The 20,689-nt window shown below is 59.3% G+C and carries 20 protein-coding genes; 1 reads left to right on the forward strand and 19 read right to left on the reverse strand.

Annotated elements, in window-relative coordinates:
* Positions 1–9 precede the first annotated feature (9 nt).
* The 9 genes from nuoI to JJO78_RS05850 all read right to left on the reverse strand — a co-directional run bounded on the left by nuoI (position 10) and on the right by JJO78_RS05850 (position 9,484).
* On the reverse strand, positions 10–558 hold the full coding sequence (gene nuoI, locus JJO78_RS05810; protein WP_036205735.1) for an NADH-quinone oxidoreductase subunit NuoI: 549 nt from the start codon (positions 556–558) through the stop codon (positions 10–12).
* Positions 559–589: 31 nt separating this feature from the next.
* The gene (gene nuoH, locus JJO78_RS05815) at positions 590–1,567 is read right to left on the reverse strand and encodes an NADH-quinone oxidoreductase subunit NuoH (protein WP_075195900.1); all 978 of its coding nucleotides are present in this window, start codon (positions 1,565–1,567) and stop codon (positions 590–592) included.
* Positions 1,564–4,305, reverse strand: coding sequence for an NADH-quinone oxidoreductase subunit NuoG (nuoG, locus tag JJO78_RS05820; RefSeq protein ID WP_075195901.1), 2,742 nt, complete (start codon positions 4,303–4,305; stop codon positions 1,564–1,566). The genes nuoH and nuoG overlap by 4 nt, the downstream gene beginning before the upstream one ends.
* Positions 4,306–4,335: 30 nt before the next feature.
* Complete coding sequence (gene nuoF / locus JJO78_RS05825; protein ID WP_075195902.1) at positions 4,336–5,718, reverse strand: NADH-quinone oxidoreductase subunit NuoF; 1,383 nt, start codon at positions 5,716–5,718, stop codon at positions 4,336–4,338.
* On the reverse strand, positions 5,715–6,230 hold the full coding sequence (nuoE, locus tag JJO78_RS05830; RefSeq protein WP_075195903.1) for an NADH-quinone oxidoreductase subunit NuoE: 516 nt from the start codon (positions 6,228–6,230) through the stop codon (positions 5,715–5,717). The genes nuoF and nuoE overlap by 4 nt, the downstream gene beginning before the upstream one ends.
* The gene (gene nuoC / locus JJO78_RS05835; protein WP_075195904.1) at positions 6,230–7,975 is read right to left on the reverse strand and encodes an NADH-quinone oxidoreductase subunit C/D; all 1,746 of its coding nucleotides are present in this window, start codon (positions 7,973–7,975) and stop codon (positions 6,230–6,232) included. The genes nuoE and nuoC overlap by 1 nt, the downstream gene beginning before the upstream one ends.
* An 11-nt stretch (positions 7,976–7,986) precedes the next feature.
* Positions 7,987–8,664, reverse strand: a complete 678-nt coding sequence (locus JJO78_RS05840) for a NuoB/complex I 20 kDa subunit family protein (RefSeq protein WP_075195905.1) — start codon at positions 8,662–8,664, stop codon at positions 7,987–7,989.
* 72 nt (positions 8,665–8,736) lie between these two features.
* Complete coding sequence (gene ndhC, locus JJO78_RS05845) at positions 8,737–9,153, reverse strand: NADH-quinone oxidoreductase subunit A (RefSeq protein ID WP_041335332.1); 417 nt, start codon at positions 9,151–9,153, stop codon at positions 8,737–8,739.
* Positions 9,154–9,256: 103 nt separating this feature from the next.
* Positions 9,257–9,484 (reverse strand): hypothetical protein, encoded by a 228-nt coding sequence (locus tag JJO78_RS05850; RefSeq protein ID WP_075195906.1) that lies wholly within the window; start codon positions 9,482–9,484, stop codon positions 9,257–9,259.
* Between the two features lie 174 nt (positions 9,485–9,658).
* Between JJO78_RS05850 and JJO78_RS05855 the strand changes: the two genes are divergently transcribed.
* Positions 9,659–10,903 (forward strand): MFS transporter, encoded by a 1,245-nt coding sequence (locus JJO78_RS05855; RefSeq protein WP_075195907.1) that lies wholly within the window; start codon positions 9,659–9,661, stop codon positions 10,901–10,903.
* 62 nt (positions 10,904–10,965) lie between these two features.
* Here JJO78_RS05855 and JJO78_RS05860 read toward each other — a convergent pair whose 3' ends face one another.
* The 10 genes from JJO78_RS05860 to JJO78_RS05905 all read right to left on the reverse strand — a co-directional run bounded on the left by JJO78_RS05860 (position 10,966) and on the right by JJO78_RS05905 (position 20,684).
* Positions 10,966–11,592 carry a Vgb family protein gene (locus JJO78_RS05860; RefSeq protein ID WP_036204389.1) on the reverse strand — a complete coding sequence of 209 codons (627 nt, stop codon included), beginning with the start codon at positions 11,590–11,592 and terminating at the stop codon, positions 10,966–10,968.
* A gap of 35 nt (positions 11,593–11,627) precedes the next feature.
* Positions 11,628–12,848 carry a helix-turn-helix domain-containing protein gene (locus tag JJO78_RS05865; RefSeq protein WP_091641727.1) on the reverse strand — a complete coding sequence of 407 codons (1,221 nt, stop codon included), beginning with the start codon at positions 12,846–12,848 and terminating at the stop codon, positions 11,628–11,630.
* Positions 12,849–12,876: 28 nt separating this feature from the next.
* On the reverse strand, positions 12,877–14,265 hold the full coding sequence (locus tag JJO78_RS05870; protein WP_273623090.1) for a C13 family peptidase: 1,389 nt from the start codon (positions 14,263–14,265) through the stop codon (positions 12,877–12,879).
* Positions 14,262–14,828 (reverse strand): YdeI/OmpD-associated family protein, encoded by a 567-nt coding sequence (locus JJO78_RS05875; RefSeq protein WP_085681410.1) that lies wholly within the window; start codon positions 14,826–14,828, stop codon positions 14,262–14,264. Before JJO78_RS05875 ends, JJO78_RS05870 begins: the two co-directional genes overlap by 4 nt.
* Positions 14,829–14,981: 153 nt before the next feature.
* On the reverse strand, positions 14,982–15,593 hold the full coding sequence (locus JJO78_RS05880) for a LysE family translocator (RefSeq protein WP_075195910.1): 612 nt from the start codon (positions 15,591–15,593) through the stop codon (positions 14,982–14,984).
* Complete coding sequence (locus JJO78_RS05885; protein ID WP_075195911.1) at positions 15,594–16,334, reverse strand: ABC transporter permease; 741 nt, start codon at positions 16,332–16,334, stop codon at positions 15,594–15,596.
* Positions 16,334–17,281: an ABC transporter ATP-binding protein gene (locus JJO78_RS05890; protein WP_075195912.1), complete on the reverse strand. Its 948-nt coding sequence runs from the start codon at positions 17,279–17,281 to the stop codon at positions 16,334–16,336. The genes JJO78_RS05885 and JJO78_RS05890 overlap by 1 nt, the downstream gene beginning before the upstream one ends.
* Before the next feature lie 20 nt (positions 17,282–17,301).
* Entirely contained in the window at positions 17,302–18,477 is a 1,176-nt protein-coding gene (locus JJO78_RS05895) for an ABC transporter permease (protein ID WP_075195913.1), read from the reverse strand.
* Positions 18,478–18,480: 3 nt separating this feature from the next.
* Positions 18,481–19,350 (reverse strand): glycine betaine ABC transporter substrate-binding protein OsmF, encoded by an 870-nt coding sequence (gene osmF, locus JJO78_RS05900; RefSeq protein ID WP_075196019.1) that lies wholly within the window; start codon positions 19,348–19,350, stop codon positions 18,481–18,483.
* Between the two features lie 293 nt (positions 19,351–19,643).
* Positions 19,644–20,684, reverse strand: coding sequence for an NAD(P)H-dependent flavin oxidoreductase (locus tag JJO78_RS05905; protein ID WP_075195914.1), 1,041 nt, complete (start codon positions 20,682–20,684; stop codon positions 19,644–19,646).
* Between the last annotated feature and the right edge of the window lie 5 nt (positions 20,685–20,689).

Consider the following 20,689-nt stretch of genomic DNA (forward strand, 5'->3'; position numbering starts at 1 on the left):
CGGTGACTATCAGGGTAACAACGTGCGCACATCCTCCGGCGCCTCCTCGTTCTGGGCCTGCCCCTTGTCCTTACCACCGATGGCCATGCCCGCTACCTTGTAGAAGTGGTAGTCATGGTCTTTACCGGGACCATTGATCAGCAGATCCTCTTTCTCGTACACCAGTTGCTGGCGATCATACTCGCCCATCTCGAAGTCCGGCGTCAGCTGGATGGCCGACGTCGGGCAGGCTTCCTCGCACATGCCACAAAAGATGCAGCGGGAGAAGTTGATGCGGAAGAACTCCGGGTACCAGCGGCCGTCTTCCTGCTCCCCCTTCTGCAGCGAGATGCAATCCACCGGGCAGGCCACCGCACACAGGTTACAAGCCACGCAACGCTCTTCGCCGTCCGGATCGCGGGTCAGCACAATGCGGCCGCGGTAGCGCGGTGGCAGATAGACCTGTTGTTCCGGGTAGTTCACTGTCTCCCGCTTGCGAAAACTGTGCATGAACACCATGCCCAGGGTGCGCAATTGCGACCAGGTGGCCGGCAACAGCCAGAGCATGTGTTTGATGATCGGGACCTTTTCTCTTTCCATAAGTCCTCCCTTATTCAGCCACCAGGAGCATCACCGCCCCCGTCGCCAGTAAGTTGATTAGTGTTAGCGGTAAGCACACCTTCCAGCCAAAACTCATCACCCGGTCATAGCGGGGCCGGGGCAACGATGCCCGCAGCAGGATAAACAGCATCAGGAAGAAGCCGGTCTTGAGCGCGAACCACAGGATTGGTGGCAGCCACGGGCCGTGCCAGCCGCCAAAGAACAGCGTGACGATCAGCGCCGACACCAGCACCATGCCGACGTATTCGCCGATGAAAAACAGGCCGAATTTCATGCCGGAGTATTCAATGTGGTACCCGTCGGCCAGTTCCTGTTCCGCTTCCGGCTGGTCGAACGGGTGGCGGTGCGTGACGGCTATACCGGCGATCAGGAAGGTGGCAAAACCGAAGAACTGGGGAATGATGAACCAGAAACCTTCCTGGGCGTTGACAATGTCCCGCAGTTTGAACGACCCGGCCAGGGCCACTACCCCCATCAGCGACAGCCCCATGAACACTTCGTAGGACAGCGTCTGGGCCGTGGCGCGCATGGCGCCCAGCAGCGCGTATTTGTTGCCGCTGGACCAGCCCCCGAGCAACACCGCGTATACGTTGACCCCAGCCATGGCCAGGAAAAACAGCAGGCCAATGTGCATGTCCGCCACGCCCCAACCGGGGGTGATCGGGATAATGACAAACGACAGCAGCAATGAGGCAAAGGCAATCACCGGCGCCAGGACGAACAGCGGCCGGTCGGCGAATGGCGGTATCCAGTCCTCCTTGAAGAAGATCTTGATCATGTCCGCCACCAATTGCAGCGTGCCAAACGGCCCGACCCGATTGGGCCCGTAACGGTCCTGCCAGAGCCCCAGCAGGCGACGCTCCACTACCGTGAGCACTGCACCCAGCAGCACAGCACCCAGCAGGATCACCAGGGCCTGGAACATCCCCCAAGCAATGGCAGCCAGTTGCGGAGTCCACCAGGTCATGGTTCACCTCCGACGGAGTTATCCAGTGCGACTGGCTCTCCCGGAAGCAGTCCGGCAAACAGCCCGGCCGGAAGACCGATCCAGCCTTTGGGCCAGCCATCCTTCTGAACCACCAATAGCGTTTCCCCAAAGAGGGTCACCGTGTCACCGCCCCGGATCGACAAGTGTTCAGCGTCATCCATGCTCAGGGTGACACTGGGCGTTTGCGTACGCTCCTGAATGGGCACGGCCAATGAGGACGTCTCTTCGCCACCAAACAGCCGCGGCAGAATCAGGGCCCGTAAAGCTGGCGAGCGTTCTCCACTTTCGACGCTTTCGACGCCCTCGGCACGTTGAGGCGGTCGGCTGTAATGGCCCTGCCCCGGGACCGGACACATCAAACGCACGCCGGGGTCACCGCCGCGCAAATGCCCGCCTACTTCGTCGGTAAACTTGTTCCAGGCCTGAGGCGAGTTCCAGCCGGGCGCCCAGGCAAAGGGCACCTGCTGCCGGGGTTCGTGATAACCGCTGTAGCCCTCCATGGAATAGGCAAACGCGGAATCCGGGTCCTGCGGCACCCGTGGTTCGCTGACGCTCTGGTTCGCCCGCATGGAGGTACGGCCACTGTACCGGTGGGGCTCCCGCGCCAGCTGCAGGCCATCAATGCGGTAGTGTGAGGCGGGAGCGGCTTCCTCCATACCGCCCAGCTCTGGATGAGCCTCGACACACGCCGCAATGACGGTATCCAGGGTGATATCACCGGCCTTCTCGCCTTGCAGGTTCACCGCCAGTGCGTGCAACCAGCGCCAGCTTTCATGAATACGGCTTTCCGGCCGCATGTAACTTGGGTCATATACCTGGAAGAAGCGTTGTGCCCGGCCCTCCAGGTTAACCAGCGTACCGTCCGCCTCCGCGAAACTGGCCGCGGACAGCAGGAAGTTGGCGCGCTCGGCCGTTGCCGTGCGTTGATGATCAAGCACCACGCAGATCTCTGCCGGCGCCAGCGCTGCATCCACCGTTTTCCGGGGCACTCGTTGGTACAGGTCGTTTTCCAGCACCACCACGGCATCCGCGTGGCCATTGGTCAGTTCCTCCAGCGCCCAGTCCAGTGGTTGGCCGCCCATCAGGGACAAGCCCGTGCTGTTGGCCTCGCGCCGTATCAGTGCCAGCCCGCCCCGTTTGGCACGCCGGGACAATGCTCGGGCCACATTACCGGCCGCTTCCAGTACCGGTTCGGAGGCCAGCGATCCACCACTCACCACCAAAGGGCGCTCCGCCGCCATTAAAGCAGTGGCAATGGTTTCAGCAGCCTCAGCCATGGCCTCAGAAAGCCCTTCCACTGGCGGGGCTGCCGGGTCGATCCGATGGGCCACCGCAAAGCCAAGGTTGGCAATCTCATCGGGACTCATGGCATAGCGAGCCGCAGCCACATCATCGAGGTCTGTAGCGGTGGGCCAGGCGATAAACAGCGGGTGGTAACGATCCTGCGCCAGGGTTTTGAGGGCTTCAGCATTCCAGGCGGGCACACCAATGGTCTCGCCCAGTGCCTCACGACGCGACAGCGCGGCCTGACGAAGGCTCAAGCCCAGACGACCGGCGCTCTGGACCGGGTCTTCGCCCAGAACCAACACGGCGTCGTGATCTTCCATCTCGCGGGGCGTGGGCGTTGGCAGGCCGGTATGGCGTTGCAGATGATTCATCAGGTCAAGGCAGGCCTGTTCCCGCGACTCAATGCCGGTGGAAAAGTTTTCCACGCCGACCAATGCCTGCAACTGGTGATTACTCTCCAGGCTGGCCCGTGGCGAGCCGATGCCGATCACCCGGCGGGAATGGCGCAGAGCGTCGCTGATACGGGCCAGAGCGGTGTCCACTTCGAGGCTGACCGGATCACTGCCTGACGATTCCCGACATTCCGGCAGTCGCGGCCGATCTGCCCGGTTGACGTAACCGTAGCCGAACCGGCCCCGGTCACAGAGGAAATACCCGTTCACCTCACCGTGGTAGCGATTTTCAATACGGCGCAACTCTCCGTACCGCTCCCCCGGGCTGATGTTGCAACCCATTGAACACTGGTGGCAGATGCCGGGCGCAAACTGCAGATCCCACTTGCGGGTGTAACGTTCGGAATGGCTCTGATCCGTGAACACGCCGGTGGGGCATACTTCCGTAAGATTGCCGGCGAAGGGGCTTTCCAGAATGCCTTCTTCGTAGCGACCGAAATAGACATTATCCTTGGCACCAAAGGCCCCCAGGTCGGTACCACCAGCGTAGTCGTTGTAAAAACGCACACAGCGGTAACAGGTAATGCACCGGTTCATCTCATGGGCAATGAACGGCCCCAGATACTGGTTCCGGCGCGTGCGCTTGCGGAACCGGTAACGGCGGCGATCATGGCCGGTCATCACCGTCATGTCCTGCAGGTGACAATGCCCGCCCTCCTCGCACACCGGGCAGTCGTGGGGATGGTTGATCATCAGCCACTCCACCACACTGGCGCGGAAGGCTTTGGCTTCCTCATCGTCGATATCAATGCGGGTCTGATCCGCGGCTGGCGTCATGCAGGACATCACCACCATGCCCTTGTCGTCGTCCTTGTCCTTATACTGTTTGACCGCGCACTGGCGGCAGGCACCCACACTGCCCATGGCCGGGTGCCAGCAAAAATAGGGAATATCCAGGCCGAGGGACAGACACGCCTGGAGCAGGTTGTGGGCTCCATTGACCGTATAGCGTTGTCCATCCACGTGAATCGTCGCCATGTTGCCTGCCTATCCTTCGATGACTTTCGCTCAGATTTCTCCCACCGGAATCGGGTCCTGATGGGCCTTACCCCTGGGTTTGCTGACGCCCTGCTCAAACTCCTGCCGGAAGTGTTTGAGGGCCGTCTGTAACGGCATGGCGGCGCCGGGAGCATGGGCGCAGAAGGTCAGCCCTGGGCCGCAGTCCGCCGCCAGCTTGTCCAGTAGTTCGATATCGCCAGTTTCACCCTGCCCCAGTTCCAGTGCCCACAGCAGTTTGACCGTCCACGGCAGCCCGTCCCGGCAGGGGGTGCACCAGCCACAGGATTCCCGCGCAAAAAATTCCTCCAGGTTGCGCATCAGCGCCACCATGCTCTGTTCCTGAGGTACCACCGTCAGCAACCCCGTCCCCAGACGACTGCCTTCCTTGCCCACGGTGTCGAAATCCAGCGGCAGCTCGAGATGCTCCGGCAACAGAAACCCGGTGCTGGCGCCGCCTGGCAGCCAGGCCTTGAGTGATCGGTTGCCACGCATACCCCCAGCCCGCTCAAGGATTTCTGCGCCGGTTGTCCCCATGGGCAATTCCCACAGGCCGGGCTTCTCCACCGGGCCGGACACGCCATAGAGTTTGCTGCCACCGTCGTCAGTGCGATCACCGGATAGTGCCTGATACCAGTCCGCACCCTTGAGGATCACCGCCGGCACGTTGCACAGGGTTTCCACATTGTTCACCACCGAGGGTTTGCCCCAGGCCCCGGACTGGCCCGGGAACGGCGGCTTGGCACGGGGGTTGGCCCGTTTGCCTTCCAGCGAATTGATCAGCGCGGTTTCCTCGCCACAGATGTACCGCCCTGCGCCGGTATGCACGGCAATGTCGAAATCAAAGCCGCTGCCATTAATGTTGGCGCCCAGCCAACCGGCCTCCCTGGCTTCGTCCAGAGCTCGGTTCAGAACTCGCGCTGCCTCCACGTATTCACCGCGTAGAAAGATGTAGCCGTAAAAGGAATTGTTGGCCAAAGCCCCCAGAATCATGCCTTCGATCAGCAGGTGAGGCTGTTGCTCCATCAGCAGGCGGTCCTTGAAGGTGCCTGGTTCCATTTCGTCCGCATTGCAGATCAGGTAGCCCCGGGGCATGTCGCCGCCCTGCAGGGTCAGGCTCCACTTGAGCCCGGCAGAAAAGCCCGCACCCCCGCGACCTCGTACATTGGCGTCTTTCATGGTGGCGATGATGGCCTGAGGGTCGCCGTTGTCCAGCGCCTTGCGAACCGACTGGTAGCCTTCCTTGCGCAGGTATTCGTCAAGCCAGATCACTTCGCCGTCGTCCCGCAGCCGCCAGGTCAGCGGATGGGTATCCGGATGACGGTCCGCCTCCGGTTGCAACAGCCGGCTGCGATAACGCACGGATGTTCGCTGGCTGGAAATGGACTCGCTCATGGGTAACCCTCCAGCAGGCCCGGCAGGTCGTCCGGCGACACCGGGCCATAGGTATCATCGTCAATCATCAGCGCCGGCGCGCCATCGCAGGCACCCAGGCAGCAGACCGGCAGCAGGGTGAACCGGCCGTCTTCTGTGGTCTGGCCATAGTCGATTCCAAGATGGCTCGCCAACGCCTGTTTCAATTCGTCGAAACCACTCAGAAAACAGGAACTGCTGTCACAGACCAGCACCACATGCCGACCCACCGGCTGTCGAAAAATCAGGCTGTAGAAGGTCGCCACGCCCTCTACCGCCGCGGGGCCGATACCAAGCACCTTTGCAATGGCGCCAATGGCACCATCCGGCACCCAGCCGTATCGGCGCTGGACGATTTTCAGGGCCTCAATGCACGCGGCCTGAGGCTGCTCGTAGTGCCCCACTTCTCCCAGCATCGCGGCCTCGTCCGCGGGATCAAGTTCGAATCCGTCGGTGCCGATAAGCCGATGTGTCTGCGGTGTTGTTGCCATCATCAGCGGTCCACGTCTGCCATCACGAAGTCGATACTGCCCAGGTGGGCGATCAGGTCCGGCACGAAGCCTCCACGCATCACCGCCGGTATCTGCTGCAGGTGCGGGAAGCTCGGGGTGCGGATGCGGGTACGGTAGCTCATGGTGTTGCCGTCACTGGTCAGGTAATAACTGTTGATGCCCTTGGTGGCCTCAATCATCTGCAGGGATTCATTGGGTTCCAGCACCGGCCCCCAGGACACCTGCAGGAAGTGGGTAATGAGGGTTTCAATGTGCTGGAGCATGCGTTCCCGGGGTGGCGGCGTCGTCAGCGGATGATCTGCCTTGTAGTCACCCGTGGGCATATTGTTGACGCACTGCTGGATGATTCGAAGGCTCTGGCGCATTTCGTCGATACGCAACTGTCCCCGATCGAACACATCCCCGTTGTGGCCCAGCGGCACCTCAAAATCGAACTGTTCATAACCGGAGTAAGGCCGCTGCTTACGCAAATCAAAATCGCAGCCGGTGGCCCGCAGGTTAGGCCCGGTCACCCCCCACTCCAGTGCCTCGGCTGTATTGAAGGCCGCCACATGGCGGGTCCGCTCGCGCACGATGGCGTTTTCCATCATCGCCCGCTCGTATTCCTTCAGGCGTGCAGGCATCCAGTCCAGAAAGCCCTGCACCAATTTTTCCCAACCCTGTGGCAGGTCCTGCATCACACCGCCAATGCGGTACCAGGCCGGGTGCATGCGAAAACCGGTAATGCCTTCGATCACCTCGTAGCCCCGCTGCCGGTCGCTGAAGGTGTAGAACACCGGCGTCATGGCCCCCAGATCCTGCAGGTACGTCCCGAGGAATAGCAGATGGCTGGTGATGCGGAACATCTCGGCCATCATCACCCGAATCACCTTCACCCTGTCCGGCACCTCAATACCGGCCAGTTTTTCTGCGGCCAGCACATAAGGCAGGTTGTTCATCACGCCACCGGTGTAATCAATGCGATCGGTGTAGGGAATAAAGCTGTGCCACGACTGGCGCTCGGCCATTTTCTCGGCGCCCCGGTGGTGGTAGCCAATGTCCGGCACGCAATCGACGATTTCCTCACCGTCCAGTTGCAGCACGATGCGGAAAGCTCCATGGGCGGATGGGTGGTTGGGCCCCAGGTTGAGGAACATAAACTCCGCCCCGTCGCGTTCACGCTGCATGCCCCAGGCTTCCGGGTCGAACCGCATGGCTTCCTGTTCGGCATCCTGGCCTTCCACAGTCAGGGTATAGGGGTCAAACTCGGTGGCCCGGGCGGGGTAATCCTTCCGCAGCGGGTGGCCTGTCCAGGTCGGCGGCATCAGGATCCGCTCCGGATGCGGGTGTCCGGCGACGGCGATGCCAAACATGTCCAGAATTTCCCGCTCGTACCAGTTGGCATTGGCGAAGACGTTGCTAACGGTGGGCACCCGCAAATCGCTCTCTGGCAGCCCAACCTTCAGGATCAGGTCTTCATTACGCTCCACCGACAGCAAGTGGTAGAACACGGTGAAGTCAGCCTCTGGCAGACCGTTCCTGTGACCACGCAAGCGCTCATCCACGGCCGACAGGTCATAGAGCATGGAAAATGGCGCTGGCTGCCGCTTCAAGTGGGTCAGGATATCCACGATGCTCTCACGAGACACCCAGAATACGGGCATGCCCGTCAGCGTGGGCTGTACATGCAGTACATCCTCTCTAAAATCGCCCAGCAGGCTCTCTAAGTCAGCGGTGCCTGTCGTCATCGTTGCGTTTGTCACAGTTTGTCCGGCGTTCTCAGTTCGGTGGCCTGGATGCGCTGGTCCCGCCATTTTTCACGCTGGGACGGCATCTCCGCCCGATAGACACCCTGATCGCCCACCACCCAGGACAGCGGGCGGCGCTCCTCCTGAATGGAGTCCTGCAGCAACTGCAACCCCTGCAGAAAGGCCTCTGGCCGGGGCGGGCAACCGGGCACATACACATCCACTGGCAGGAACTTGTCGACGCCCTGCACTACCGAGTAGATATCGTACATACCGCCGGAGTTTGCGCAGGAGCCCATGGAGATTACCCACTTGGGTTCCAGCATCTGGTCGTACAGTTGCTGGATCACCGGTGCCATCTTGATAAAGCAGGTACCGGCAATCACCATGAAATCCGCCTGTCGGGGCGATGCGCGGATAACTTCGGAGCCGAAACGGGCAATGTCGTGGGGCGCGGTGAAGGCCGTGGTCATTTCCACGTAGCAGCAGGACAGCCCGAAGTTGTAGGGCCAGAGGGAATTCTTGCGGCCCCAGTTGACCGCGGAATTGAGAACGTCGCTCAGCTTGCCGGTGAACACATTGCGTTCAAGCTGGCGTTTCACCGGATCTTCCGACGGTTCCTGTTGCCGTACAGGGTATTGCGTGTCACCGTCCGGCGAAGGTTCCGCCCTGGTCAGTGTGTAGGACATGCTGCGCCTCCATGGGCGCTGGTCCCAACAGCGAAATCACCGTTGGCCCGCGCCATAATCGGGTGCGTTGAATCAGCCTGCCGGACTACGAGGTCTACCGCTGGATGATTCCGGGGCCCAGTCCAGGGCACCGGTACGACTGTCATAGAGCAGACCGGCCAGCAGAATCAGGATAAAAACCGCCGCGCCCCAGAATCCTGTCCAGCCCACGTCGGGAATGACAATGGCCCAGGCAAACAGGAACACGGCTTCGATATCGAAGATCACGAACAGCATCGCGACCAGATAAAACTTGACGGAAAAGCGTTGTCTGGCATCACCGGTGCCGACGATGCCGGACTCAAAAGGGAGGGATTTGCTGACACCCCGGCTACGCCCTCCAAGCAAGCTGGAGGCACCCACCATAAAGGCACAAAGGCCCAATGTGGCAACGATGAAGAAGCCGGTGGCCCAGTAGCGGACCAGCAAGTCAGTGACGGTGTCTGCCATGCGCTCTCCCTATGAATTCAGGATGAAGCCCTGACTAGAAACCTAACAGTGGATTAGCGTTTGCGCAAATAATGAACGGCGAAAATCAATGACCTGGGGCAACTCAGCCGCCCCTCACACCCAACCTGTCCAGATAGACATGGAGCTCCGCTTCGCTGATGTTGACGTATTCCACCACCCGGCCATAGAGCATAACCGTTGGCACGTTACGACCTTTTAACTCATGCTGGGTTTCGTGTAACACATAGAGAATGATCCGCTCCGTGCGGGTGAGACCGTCACGGGCGTCGGGGATGGTTTCCAGCAGGGTATCGATTTGTTCCGGCGTCAATGAACTTTCTACCTCACCTCTGAAGCGCTGTTCTCAACAGCGCACGAATTCACACCACAGACGGATCGGATGGGCCCCTTTAATTCAAGCGAGACCATCACTACAGTATTTCCGCACAACCCCACAAACTTATACGGACATCCAGACTAGCGGACAAGCGGGGACCGACGATTGATGCGGCAAACCATCATCAGCCTGACGTCACTGATCCTGAGCATCATTCTGCTCATCGCGGGTAACGCTTTCCTCATGACCCTGCTGGGGCTCAGGCTCAGCATCGAAGACTTCAGCGCCAGTGTGATCGGGTGGATCCTGGCGTTCTACTCCATCGGCTTTGTGGCCGGCACGCTCTATGCCGGGCGCATCATTGAAAAGGTGGGACACATCCGCGCGTTCGCGGTTTTCGCCGCGGTGCTTTCTGCCTCGATTCTGATTTATCCAATGGCCGTCCAGGCCGGACTCTGGGGTGGCCTGCGGGCCGTGGGCGGCTTCGTAATGGCCGGCCTGATGATCGTGATGGAAAGCTGGTTCAGCAGCAAGGCCGACAACCGTAACCGGGCCAGCCTGTTTGCCATTTACCAGGTCATCTTCTTCCTATCCACTGCCGGGGGTCAGGTATTGATACGCGTCGCCGACCCGGCGGGCTTTATTCCCTTTTCCCTGGCCACCATCCTGGTGGTGCTCGCCCTCACCCCCCTGACAATGACCCGCCGGGAGTCACCGTCGGTTTCGCAGGGTGAACGCCTGTCATTACGTAAACTCTATAACAAGTCACCAACGGGCACGCTCGGCGCACTGATCGCCGGGCTGCTCATCAGTGCCTTCTATGCCATGGGGCCAGTGTACGCCAATCAGATTGGCCTGAACCTCGGGCAGCTCTCCAACTTCATGGCTTCGGCCATCGTGGCTGCCATGCTGATGGCCTGGCCCATCGGGCAACTGTGCGACCGCTTCGACCGATACCGGGTCATGCTGGTGGCCGCCATCGTCGCTGCCGTGTGCAGCCTGGCTGCCGCTGCTATTGGCAACATCAGCATGGTGGCCCTGGTGCTATTCGTCGGGTTGTACATGGGCATCAGTGCTGCCATCTACCCAATCGCTGTGGCCATCACCAATGACCTGATGGAAACCCACCAGATCACCGCAGCAAGCACAGCGCTGTTACTGAGTTATGGCATTGGCAGCATCATCGGCCCGCTGATCAGTTCCCTATTCATGGACCTTCTGGGGCCGCGGGGCCTTTTCGTCAGCAATGCCCTGATGCTGGGAGGGCTGATCCTGTTCATGGTGGCGGGGCCGAAGCGCCAACACCCGACTGTGGAGCAGCAGGAGCAGTACTACACCGTCACTCCGGAAGCAGGATTGGGGGTTGAGGAACTTGATCCGCGCAATACGGAGTTTGAATCACGAGACATCTAGGATGCGTAGGATGCGCCTGCAACAACCCCACTGAGCCACCTGTCCATGGATGGTTTGGGCAGCTAATCCGGACGACGAACAACCCTCAACTTCCCACTCTGGCCGCCTCCGCAGAAGAAGCGACTACGACCATCGGCCCCAAGTCCCGATATGCCAACGCCGGACGGCATTGCAATGCTTTTCAGAACGTCCCCGGTCTGGGGGTCGATCTGCCTGATCTCATTGTCGTCACCGTCCCAGGTGGCGTGCCAAAGTTCGCTGTCGATCCAGGTAACACCGGTCACATGTCGGTTGGATTCGATGCTACGAAGAACCTTCCCTGTTTGCGGGTCCAGCTGATGAATCTTGCACGCCTGATACTGCCCCACCCAGAGAGAACCTTCCGCCCATGCCAGCCCCGAGCAGCCGTCTGGCGCAGGGATGGTTCCAAGTACCTCGCCGGTTTTTGGATCAACCTTTTGAATCTGGCTGTCCGCAATCTGGAAAATATGGTGTCCGTCAAAAGCGGTCCCGGCTTGTGCGGGCACACTAAGGGAATCGACCGGCTTGCCGCTATCCGGATCGATTGCATTCAGTTTGTCACCGGATGCAAACCAGACGCGCTGCCCATCGAATGTAACCCCATGGATCTGCTCAGCTCCGTGGAAGGGGCCGTACTCGTTGAGAATCTCTGCACTAAACTGTTTCATGGTCGTCTCCTGGTTGACTGAATCACGTCCCCATATTAGCCAAGGGCCAGTGAACCAGGGAGTAACAAGATTGTCGCGAATCCGGCAATGGGTGGCGTTGTCCAGCGGCGGTTTCGGCCCCGGCCAAACGAGTAAACCTTGCCTTCTGTCGCTAACGTATCGAGTGCCCGCTGCACGCTGCGCTGGCCGATATTCAACGCCAGAGCCAAGGCGGAACTCGACCAGGACTCACCATCGGAAAGCAGTGCCAGTATAGGCGCGTACTTTTCCTCCACTGGCTGTGCCAGGACGGCCACCTCGCACGCCTCGTGGGGTACCAGTGCAAAACCCCGTGACGTGGCATCCACGGTTGCCAACGGCTTCAATAACTCACGAAGGCGCCCGATCTCCACCCGCAGGCGTGCACGATGGGAATCATCAGCCTGTTTCATGCGAAATGCCCGTGCAATCAGCTCGTCTCTGGATGCTTCTTTGGGCCAGGCTTCAGCCATGATGCGAAGCAACACGAACAGCACTGGGCGCGTCGCGAGTAACACAACGGCTTCCTTGTGCTTCACGGTATAACGGCACCCGTCGACCACAAACGCCTGGGACGCCATTAACGCTTCTACTTCGTTCAGAAGCAGCAAACGCTCACTACCCATCCTGGTCAGGCGAGCGGCGGGCAAGCCCAGAAGTTCAACTTTACTGGCGACTTCAGCCACAAGAGCCGGAATACCGGCGTGCTGTGAGGCGCGTTCGGCCTGCAGGAGCGCATCGCGTGCCACCTGGGTTTCCAGGCGCCGCATAGCAATCCCGGCAACAATGAGTTCGTGGATGGTTCTCAACGCCGGCGGCAACGAGGCAACGTCCGTACCCCCTAGTTCGAACTCAGCTTCATTGAGTCGACCAATCAGCAGCCGGCGCCGGATATCGATATAGCGCGCATGCGTTGCATTCACCCGGTCGCCATGCTGTTCCAGCACCTCGCGCGCTGCGTCAAGCTTGCGGGATGGCCAGCCGAGATCACGGGAAGCAAGCGCAATTTCCGCCTCGGCCACAATGCACTTTGCGCGTGCCAACGGTTCCTGCGAACCAAAAGCACGGGTAGCGTTGCCTATCAACACCCTGGCCCGGTCCAGTTCTCCGAGCTGGGCCATGGCGATGCCACGCAGCGCAAGCGACGGCGCGTCGTCGCGCAAGGCAACGCAGTTCAGCGCGGCCAACGGGTCGCCCATTGCAAGCGCTCGGCCAGCGGCTGTGATCATCGGGTCCATCGCGAGCTCGTCACGGTGTTTTAGCTTTCTATGGCTTAGTTTGAGACATCTGGCTCAACCACTTCCGCAGGTTCTCACCGACGTGCGACTGGGGATAGGACCAATTCGATTCTTCCATACCAATCTCTTCTTCCCAGGTTCGGATCTGCTGGTTGATGTCCTCGAACATGGCATCAGGGTCGGCCAATGACAGCCCCACACTCTGATAAACCGCCTTGGTGAACCAGGTCATCTCCGAGTCATCACCACAGCCGAAAGAGGTACGGTCTGCCCGGGCGGAGGTCATGATCAGTGTGTCTTCGTCCTTGAGTGGCTCTATCCATTGGCCGGAGTAGCATGCCGAAATTACCAGCAATTTTCGGCGCACGTTCAGTGGTTCCAGCATTTCCGCAAAATCCTGCGGCGAGAGGTTCGGCAACTCGATACCGGGTTGCTGCAACAGCAACTGCCCGTTTTGCATGCCGTGGCTGACCAGGTGAACCACGAGCAGGTCTTCCTTCGGGTTCATCTGCGCATCCAATGCCGCCAGAGCTGAGGCAATGGATGGCCGGGTAGCCAGAGGAAACGTTTCATAGTCCCGGTGATTGAGCAGCATGATGGCGCGGTTTTCCACATCGAACTGCGCCTGAAGGCCAGTTTTGGCAACCTGGATATCGCGCATGAACACCGACTCGGTGCCGTCGCCACCCACGGCCAGGAAGTAGGCATCTGCCGCCCCCGCCTGTTCCGGTGCCAGGCTCTCGATCTGGTTGTTCAGGCGCTGACGGTCTTCGACGAGAATAGTCTCAGTCAAAAGCGCTGGTTCTTCCGGGACAGATGCTTCCGCGACGTACTCTTCCTGATCGACGAACTCACCAAACTCCCAGGTTCCTGTGAGGCTGCCCAGATCCTCCGATTCGCCGGTAAAGGCGTAGCTGCCTTCCCCGTGGTAATACCAGTCACGGAACTCCCCTTCGTAGGTGCCGTAATCTGTAACGTGTTTTCCCTCCACGGGCTCGCCATCTTCAAACTCAGCGATATAGACACTGCCACCGGCTTCGTAACGCCCCTCACCGTGAAACTCACCGTTCCGGAATTCCCCCTCGTAGCGACTGCCGTCGTCTTCGATTACGCCCTGTCCCGACATCGTCCCTTTCTGGAACTCGCCCTCGTAATACCAACCCGCCGGGGACTCGAGCTCACCATGGCCGTGCCAGTAGCCCTCCTGGAACTGGCCGGTGTAGACCATGCCACTGGCAAATTCCTGAACGCCTTCACCGTGAAAGTAACCATCCTGAATATCACCGGAATAGGTACTGCCGTCCGGAAGGCGGGCGTCAGGCGGAAGCAGTTGTGGCGCATCGCAGGCGGTGAGCAAAAGGATTGCGACCAGCGGGAAAGCTCGCCGCAGGGGGCTTGATACAACGGGTTTTCTCATCCAATCTCCTGTGTGTCCGCCGCCTTGGGCGCACTGAGTGCTTTGCTGTAATACCCTGAAGGATCAAAGCAGCAAACGCGCCGCTTTCCCGAGGCCAGCATGTCGCACGCATCGCTAATTCGCTTCGTCCGGGTTTTTGCCTGCTTGGCTGAGACAATCCAATGAATCCAGTCCAGACGCGCGATGGTGGTTGTCTCATTCCAAACCACCCGAGCCTCGGGGGCCGCTTCCAACGCCTCTTGCAGGTCCGAGGGAACTTCTGGTTCAGGTTCCTGGTCCACCGGCCTGATGCCCAAATCAACAACATCACCGACGCTCACACCTGCGGCTTCGAGATGTTCCTTGCTCACCTTTAGCCAATGGCTCAATTGACCATCGGGCTCGAGCGTTACCTGAAAATGATGACCGTTGAGGCTGGCCTCTACCGTTGTTCTTCCCCGCCTGGGAAGCTTTTCGCTTGCCTCCCGGGGCAGAACGATAAAGGCCCAGGGAGCGCCTTCGCCGGGCTTAGCCGGACAAAGTAATTCCGCGTTGAACTGAGAGTTTGTTTCACTTTGCTCCATGCTTTTCCTCCCCTCGACATGCACTAGGCATTACCACTTTCTTTGACTTTATCGCCGACATATTTGGAAAATCTAACCGATGGCTACACCACAGACAATGGTGCAGTTTCCAACGACTGAATCACCCATACAAGCGCTGGAAGTGATTCGCCGCTACCTGCTCGCCGTTGCCAGCCCCAGCCCAAAACCAACAAACGTCGCCCCACCCAGTTTATTGACCAAGTGCCCCCCTTTTTCAGATGAAAGCCAGCCACGGGCTGATCTGGCGAGGCGCGCATACAGCAAGTGGATGGCGACAACCAGGGCGCTGTAAGTCACAACCAAAAGGGCGAACTGGCCGACAAATTCAGTCGAGTAATCAATAAATTGCGGGAATACCGACAAGAAGAAAAAGACGGCTTTCGGGTTTGTCAGTTGCAATGTCAGCCCCTCGAGAAACTGGAGCTTCCTGCTCCGAGCTGCCGTCGTCGCTTCCTCAATTTCGGTGACAGGAGACCGCCACAGTTTTACCCCCAGATAAATCAGGTAGGCGACACCGATAAACTTCATGACGCTAAATGCCGTCGCTGACGTCGCCAGTACAATGCCCAGGCTTGTGGCTGAAATACCCGCAACAATGAAAGTACCAGAGGCAATCCCCAGAATTCCGCCGAAGGCACCGGACACACCGAACCGAATGGCGTTGGTCAGTGTCAACATAACGCCTGGCCCCGGGCTGAGGACAGTCGCTATAGCGATAACTACGAACAGCAGATAACTACCCATCTAGACTCCTACGGATTGCAATCGACGATCCCAGGATCGTTCAAGTGCTTCAAACAGGCTATCCGTTGTCAGCGCAAGCAACCCGATCAGAATCGCTCCTTGCAGCACATACGCGGTATTGCCGTTCACCAGCCCGGCGATCACCGGATCGCCCAGGGTGCGGGCCCCAATGGTTGAGCCGATAGCGGCGGTCGCGATATTGATAGTAACAGAGGTTCGAATACCCGCGAGAATGACCCTTCCGGCTAGGGGCAGTTCTACTCGCACAAGGACCTGCACTGGCGACATACCCATACCCAGTGCGGCCTCCCGCACAGCCGGATTGATACCTTCCAGCCCCGCCAGGGTATTACGCAGAATGGGCAGCAAGCCATAAAGGACCAACGCAAGAAGAATCGGAGCCTCGCCGAAACCAAGCACTGGTACCGCCAACGCAAGTACAGCCACCGGCGGAAAGGTCTGGCCAATGGAGGCCACTTGCCCAACCAAGGGCAGGAAATCGCGGCCAAAAGGACGGGTAACAAAGATGCCGCCAGCCACCGCAACGAACGTACCCACGGCCGCCGATACGACGACCAGCATCAGGTGATTCTGAAGCAGGAATAAAAAACTCTCCCGTTCATAGATCACCTGCTGCTTGCCCGGCTGCACCCAGTTAAACAATGGCTCCAGCACCGGCATGCCGGCACTCAGCACGATCAGCAGTGAAGCCAAAAGAGTGGCAGGTAACCAGACACGCATTACACGCCTTCCTGGATAATGCGTTCACGGGTAATCACACCTGTCTCCTGCCCCTGCGCATTGAACACCGCGACCTGCCGCAGGTCCTGCCAGAGCATCACGGACAGAGCCAGGCGAACACTGTCTTCCTCCCTGAGTACATGCTCCCCGGGTTCCGACTGCCGCGGCTCAGTGTGATTGGCCATCAGGTCTCGCACAGGCCGCAGGCTCATCAGTTTCAGACCGCGGTCCTGCTTGCCAATCAGGTTTTCAACAAAGTCCGATGCTGGATGGCGGAGGATATTCTCCGGCGTGTCATGCTGGATGATGCGCCCCTGATCCATCACGGCAATCCGGGTGGCCAGCTTCAGTGCTTCATCAATATCGTGGGTCACGAAAACAGTGGTTTTACGGACCTGCTTCTGGATCCGCAGCATTTCCAGCTGGAGGTTTTCCCGCGTTATGGCATCCAATGCACCAAAAGGTTCGTCCATCAGCAGAATGTTGGGGTCCGCCGCCAATGCCCGCGCAACACCGACCCGTTGCGCCTGGCCGCCAGACAATTGCTGGGGGTATTTGTTGGCGTGGGCGCTGGGGTCGAGATCCAACAAGGTCATCAACTCGTCGACTCGTGCGTCGATCCGCTCCCTCGGCCAGTTCAATAGCCTGGGCACCATGGCGATGTTGCGCGCCACCGTCCAGTGAGGAAACAACCCCGTACCCTGGATCACATACCCCATGTTCAGCCGCAGCTGTTCCGGATTCATGGTGGTGATGTCCTCACCATCCACCAATATCTCGCCAGCGCTGTGGGGCAAAAGACGGTTGATCATGCGCAGCGTGGTCGATTTACCGCAGCCGGAACTGCCCACCAGCACGCAGACTTCACCGGTTTCGATGGTCAGGTTAACCCCATCCACTGCGATGGTATCGCCGAAACGCCGGGAGACATTTTTCAGTTCAATCATCCGACCAGTTCCTTCCCCTATCAGGCCGTTGCCGGTGTCGGCTTGAGACTGGCCGCCAGCATCGTGAGTAACGCATCGGCAAGCAGCGCCAACGCAATCGTAGGCAAGGCGCCGAGCAACACCAGGTCCATAGCCGCCTGCCCCAGCCCCTGAAAGATAAAACCACCGAAACCACCCGCTCCGATGAGGGCGGCTACCGCCGTCAGGCCGATTGCCTGAATGGTTGTGATGCGTACACCCTCAATCATCACCGGCAGCGCCAACGGCAGCTTGAGCTGATAAAACACCTGGTGTTCATTCATACCCATACCCCGCGCCGCATCGGCCAGGCTTTCGGGAACTTCGGTAAGAGCCACAAAGGTGTTGCGCACCATCGGCAGCAAACTGTAAGCGATCAACGCCAGTAGCGCTGGCGCCCAGCCAATCCCCCGGATGCCAAGATCCTGCAGAAACGGGAGCGCTGACGAGAGCGCACTGAGTGGCGCAATCAGCAAACCAAATACCGCAAGGCTTGGAATGGTTTGCAGAAAACTCACGGCGCCCAGAAGAGGACGCTGCCAGGCGGGGCTTCGGATCATTTTAAGCGCCAGGGCGAACGCCAGGCCCGCACTGATGGCGACCGCACCCAATGCCAGGGCCAGGTGCGTCCAGAGCGCTTGCTGGAACTTGTCGGGGCGAGCGTTGAACTCCCGCACCAGCGACAGACTTTCCAGGCCCTCGCCACGCAGCAGGACAATCCAGCTCCCACCGATAAACACGAGCAGTATCAGTTGAAGCCAACGCCGGGCTTCGAGCCGGCCAAGGGTCTCAATCAACATCAGCGAAAGCAGGAACAGAAGAGACCAGAACCCTGCCCCGACCGACGAGCGGGCGTAGGGCGAACCCTCGGGCAGATGGAGGGCGGCAAACATATCCAGCAACAGCGGCATCGTTGCCAGTGAAAGCCCAATCAGACCGAGCAGGAGCTCATAGCGACGACGTAACGGCAATGTGGACAGCACAATGGTCGCCAACAGAATCCCCGTAACCAGCCCTGCCCCTGTCCATCCCACGGCCGAAAGTAGGCCATGGCCGGTGCCCGGAACAATACGGTTGGGTTGGATAGTACCAAGGTCCAGCAACCAGACCAGTGCCAGGGCCAACACCCCAAGCACCGGAATGACTCGGTTTGGGCGCAAAGTCTCGGTGATCGCCAAATCTTAGTCCTGAGCCAGGGAATCCAGATAGTCCCGGGCAACGGCTTCGGCAGGCACACCATTCACCGCAACCTGGCCATTCAGGCGCTGAAGAGTCTCCAGGTCCAGTGACTCAAAGACCGGCGCAAGAACTTCGCGGATGTTCGGATACGTTTCCAGCACCTCTGCGCGCACGATAGGCGCGGGCTGATAGACCGGTTGAACGCCCAGGGTGTCTTCCATCACCTTCAGGTCGAGTGCGTTCAGACCACCATCAGTGCCGTAGGTCATGGCGCCATTCACATCGTTGTCGGTCAGGGCCGCAGCCCGGAGCGTCGCAGCAGTGTTGCCGCCGGACAGGATCAGCAACTGATCAGACCCCAGTTTGAAACCGTACGCTTCCTGGAACGCCGGCAACGCGCTGGCAGATTCGACAAACTCGGCACTGGCTGCAAACTTGAAGGCGCCGCCGCCATTGATATAGGAAGCCAGATCTTCAAGCGTGTTCAAGCCGTTCTCACGTGCCAGATCGCCCCGCACACTCATGGCCCAGGTATTGTTGGCTTTCGCCGGTGTTAGCCAGACAATGTTATGTGCCTTCTTATCAAGGCTGGCAGCCTGCTCGTAGGCCTTGGCGGCATCTTTCCAGATGTCCCGGTCTGCCTGATCATGGAAGAAAGCGGCATTGCCGGTGTACTCCGGGTACAGATCTATCTCGCCGGCCTTGATAGCATTGCGAACGATGCTGGTCGCGCCGAGCTGCAGGCGGTTCTCAACCGGAATGTTCGCTTCTTCAAGGGTTTGCAGGATCATCTGGCCCAACACTGCGCCTTCCGTATCGATCTTGGACGACACCACCACTGGGTCAGCAGCCATAGCCGGCCCGGCGATCATAGCAAGGGTAAAAGCCGCTGCGCGGTAAAAAGGAAAGATAGCGGGCACGGTTATTCCTCTCATTGGTTGGCCTTTCTTTGATTATCAAGCCGCCACAACACCCTAAGACGGGCTTCCGGCTGCAGTTATCAGTCTATTGCAGGCAACTACGAAGACAAGGTTAATTTGGCTTCTCGCTGTATCATAGCGTCGACTAGCCCTCAAACATCACCGGCTCTGGCTTGCTGATTCGCGGAAGTCTCAATCTTCCATGCAAACTTGCTCCTGAGCCTGTCACTCGGTTTTGAAGTTACTTACCCACCCAATCCTGCCAGTTCCCGCGTAAGAGCTGCCGCCGAAACCTCCTTGCAGCCACCAACATTCTGTCCCGCCCACAGAGGCGAAAAGTCACCGCTCCCCTCAGCTTCGGCTTTCGCACGTAATGGTGCAATGGCGGATGATGCCAGGGGGAAAGCAGGAGCTTTGGAACTCATCGGCCCCAATTCACGCATTATTCGGTTCACAATACCCCGGGCGGCGCCACCGCTAAACAGATTTGTCAGCGCAGTTACACGGCTGGTCTCTGATTTCAGGGCGGCGCGATGCACTGCTCTGGTTTGAGCTTCGGGGCACAACAAATACGCGGTGCCAATCTGCGCTCCGGCCGCCCCAAGCGCCATTGCAGCCTGTACGCCTTTGAAGTCCGCAATGCCGCCAGCGGCGATAACGGAGATTTTCACCGCGTCTACCATTTGTGGAATCAGGGCGAAGGTGCCGACCTGAGTACTGATGTCCCGCGACAGAAAAAACCCGCGATGGCCGCCCGCTTCAAGCCCTTGCGCGATAATGGCATCGACGCCCTGCGCCTCCAGCCAAAGCGCTTCGTCCACGGTTGTGGCGGTCGACAGTATCTTCCCGCCCCACCCTCTTATACGAGCCATCAACTCGGGTGCCGGCAAGCCAAAGTGGAAACTCACCACCGGCGGTTTGAAGTCCGCCAAGACATCCGCTGCCTCAGAGCTGAAAGGGGCCCTTCCCGCTTGCGCGGATACATCATTGGAATCGATACCCAACTCGTCGAAATATGGCGACAGCGCTTCGCGCCAATGATGCTCTGCATTGGCATCTGGCTCTGGGGGCGTGTGACAGAAGAAGTTGACGTTGTAGGGCTTGCTGGTCTGGCTTGTCAGTGCTTCCAACTCTTTTCGCAGTGCTTCAGAGCTAAGCATGGCACAGGGCAACGAGCCCAGCCCTCCAGCATTGGACACCGCTACAGCCAGTTCATGCCCCTGCACACCGGCCATTGGCGCCTGAATGACGGGCAGATCAATTCCCAGCACATTCTGGATGGTCATTTTTT

It is taken from the genome of Marinobacter sp. DS40M6 (assembly GCF_028581595.1).
Classification (GTDB): domain Bacteria; phylum Pseudomonadota; class Gammaproteobacteria; order Pseudomonadales; family Oleiphilaceae; genus Marinobacter; species Marinobacter salarius.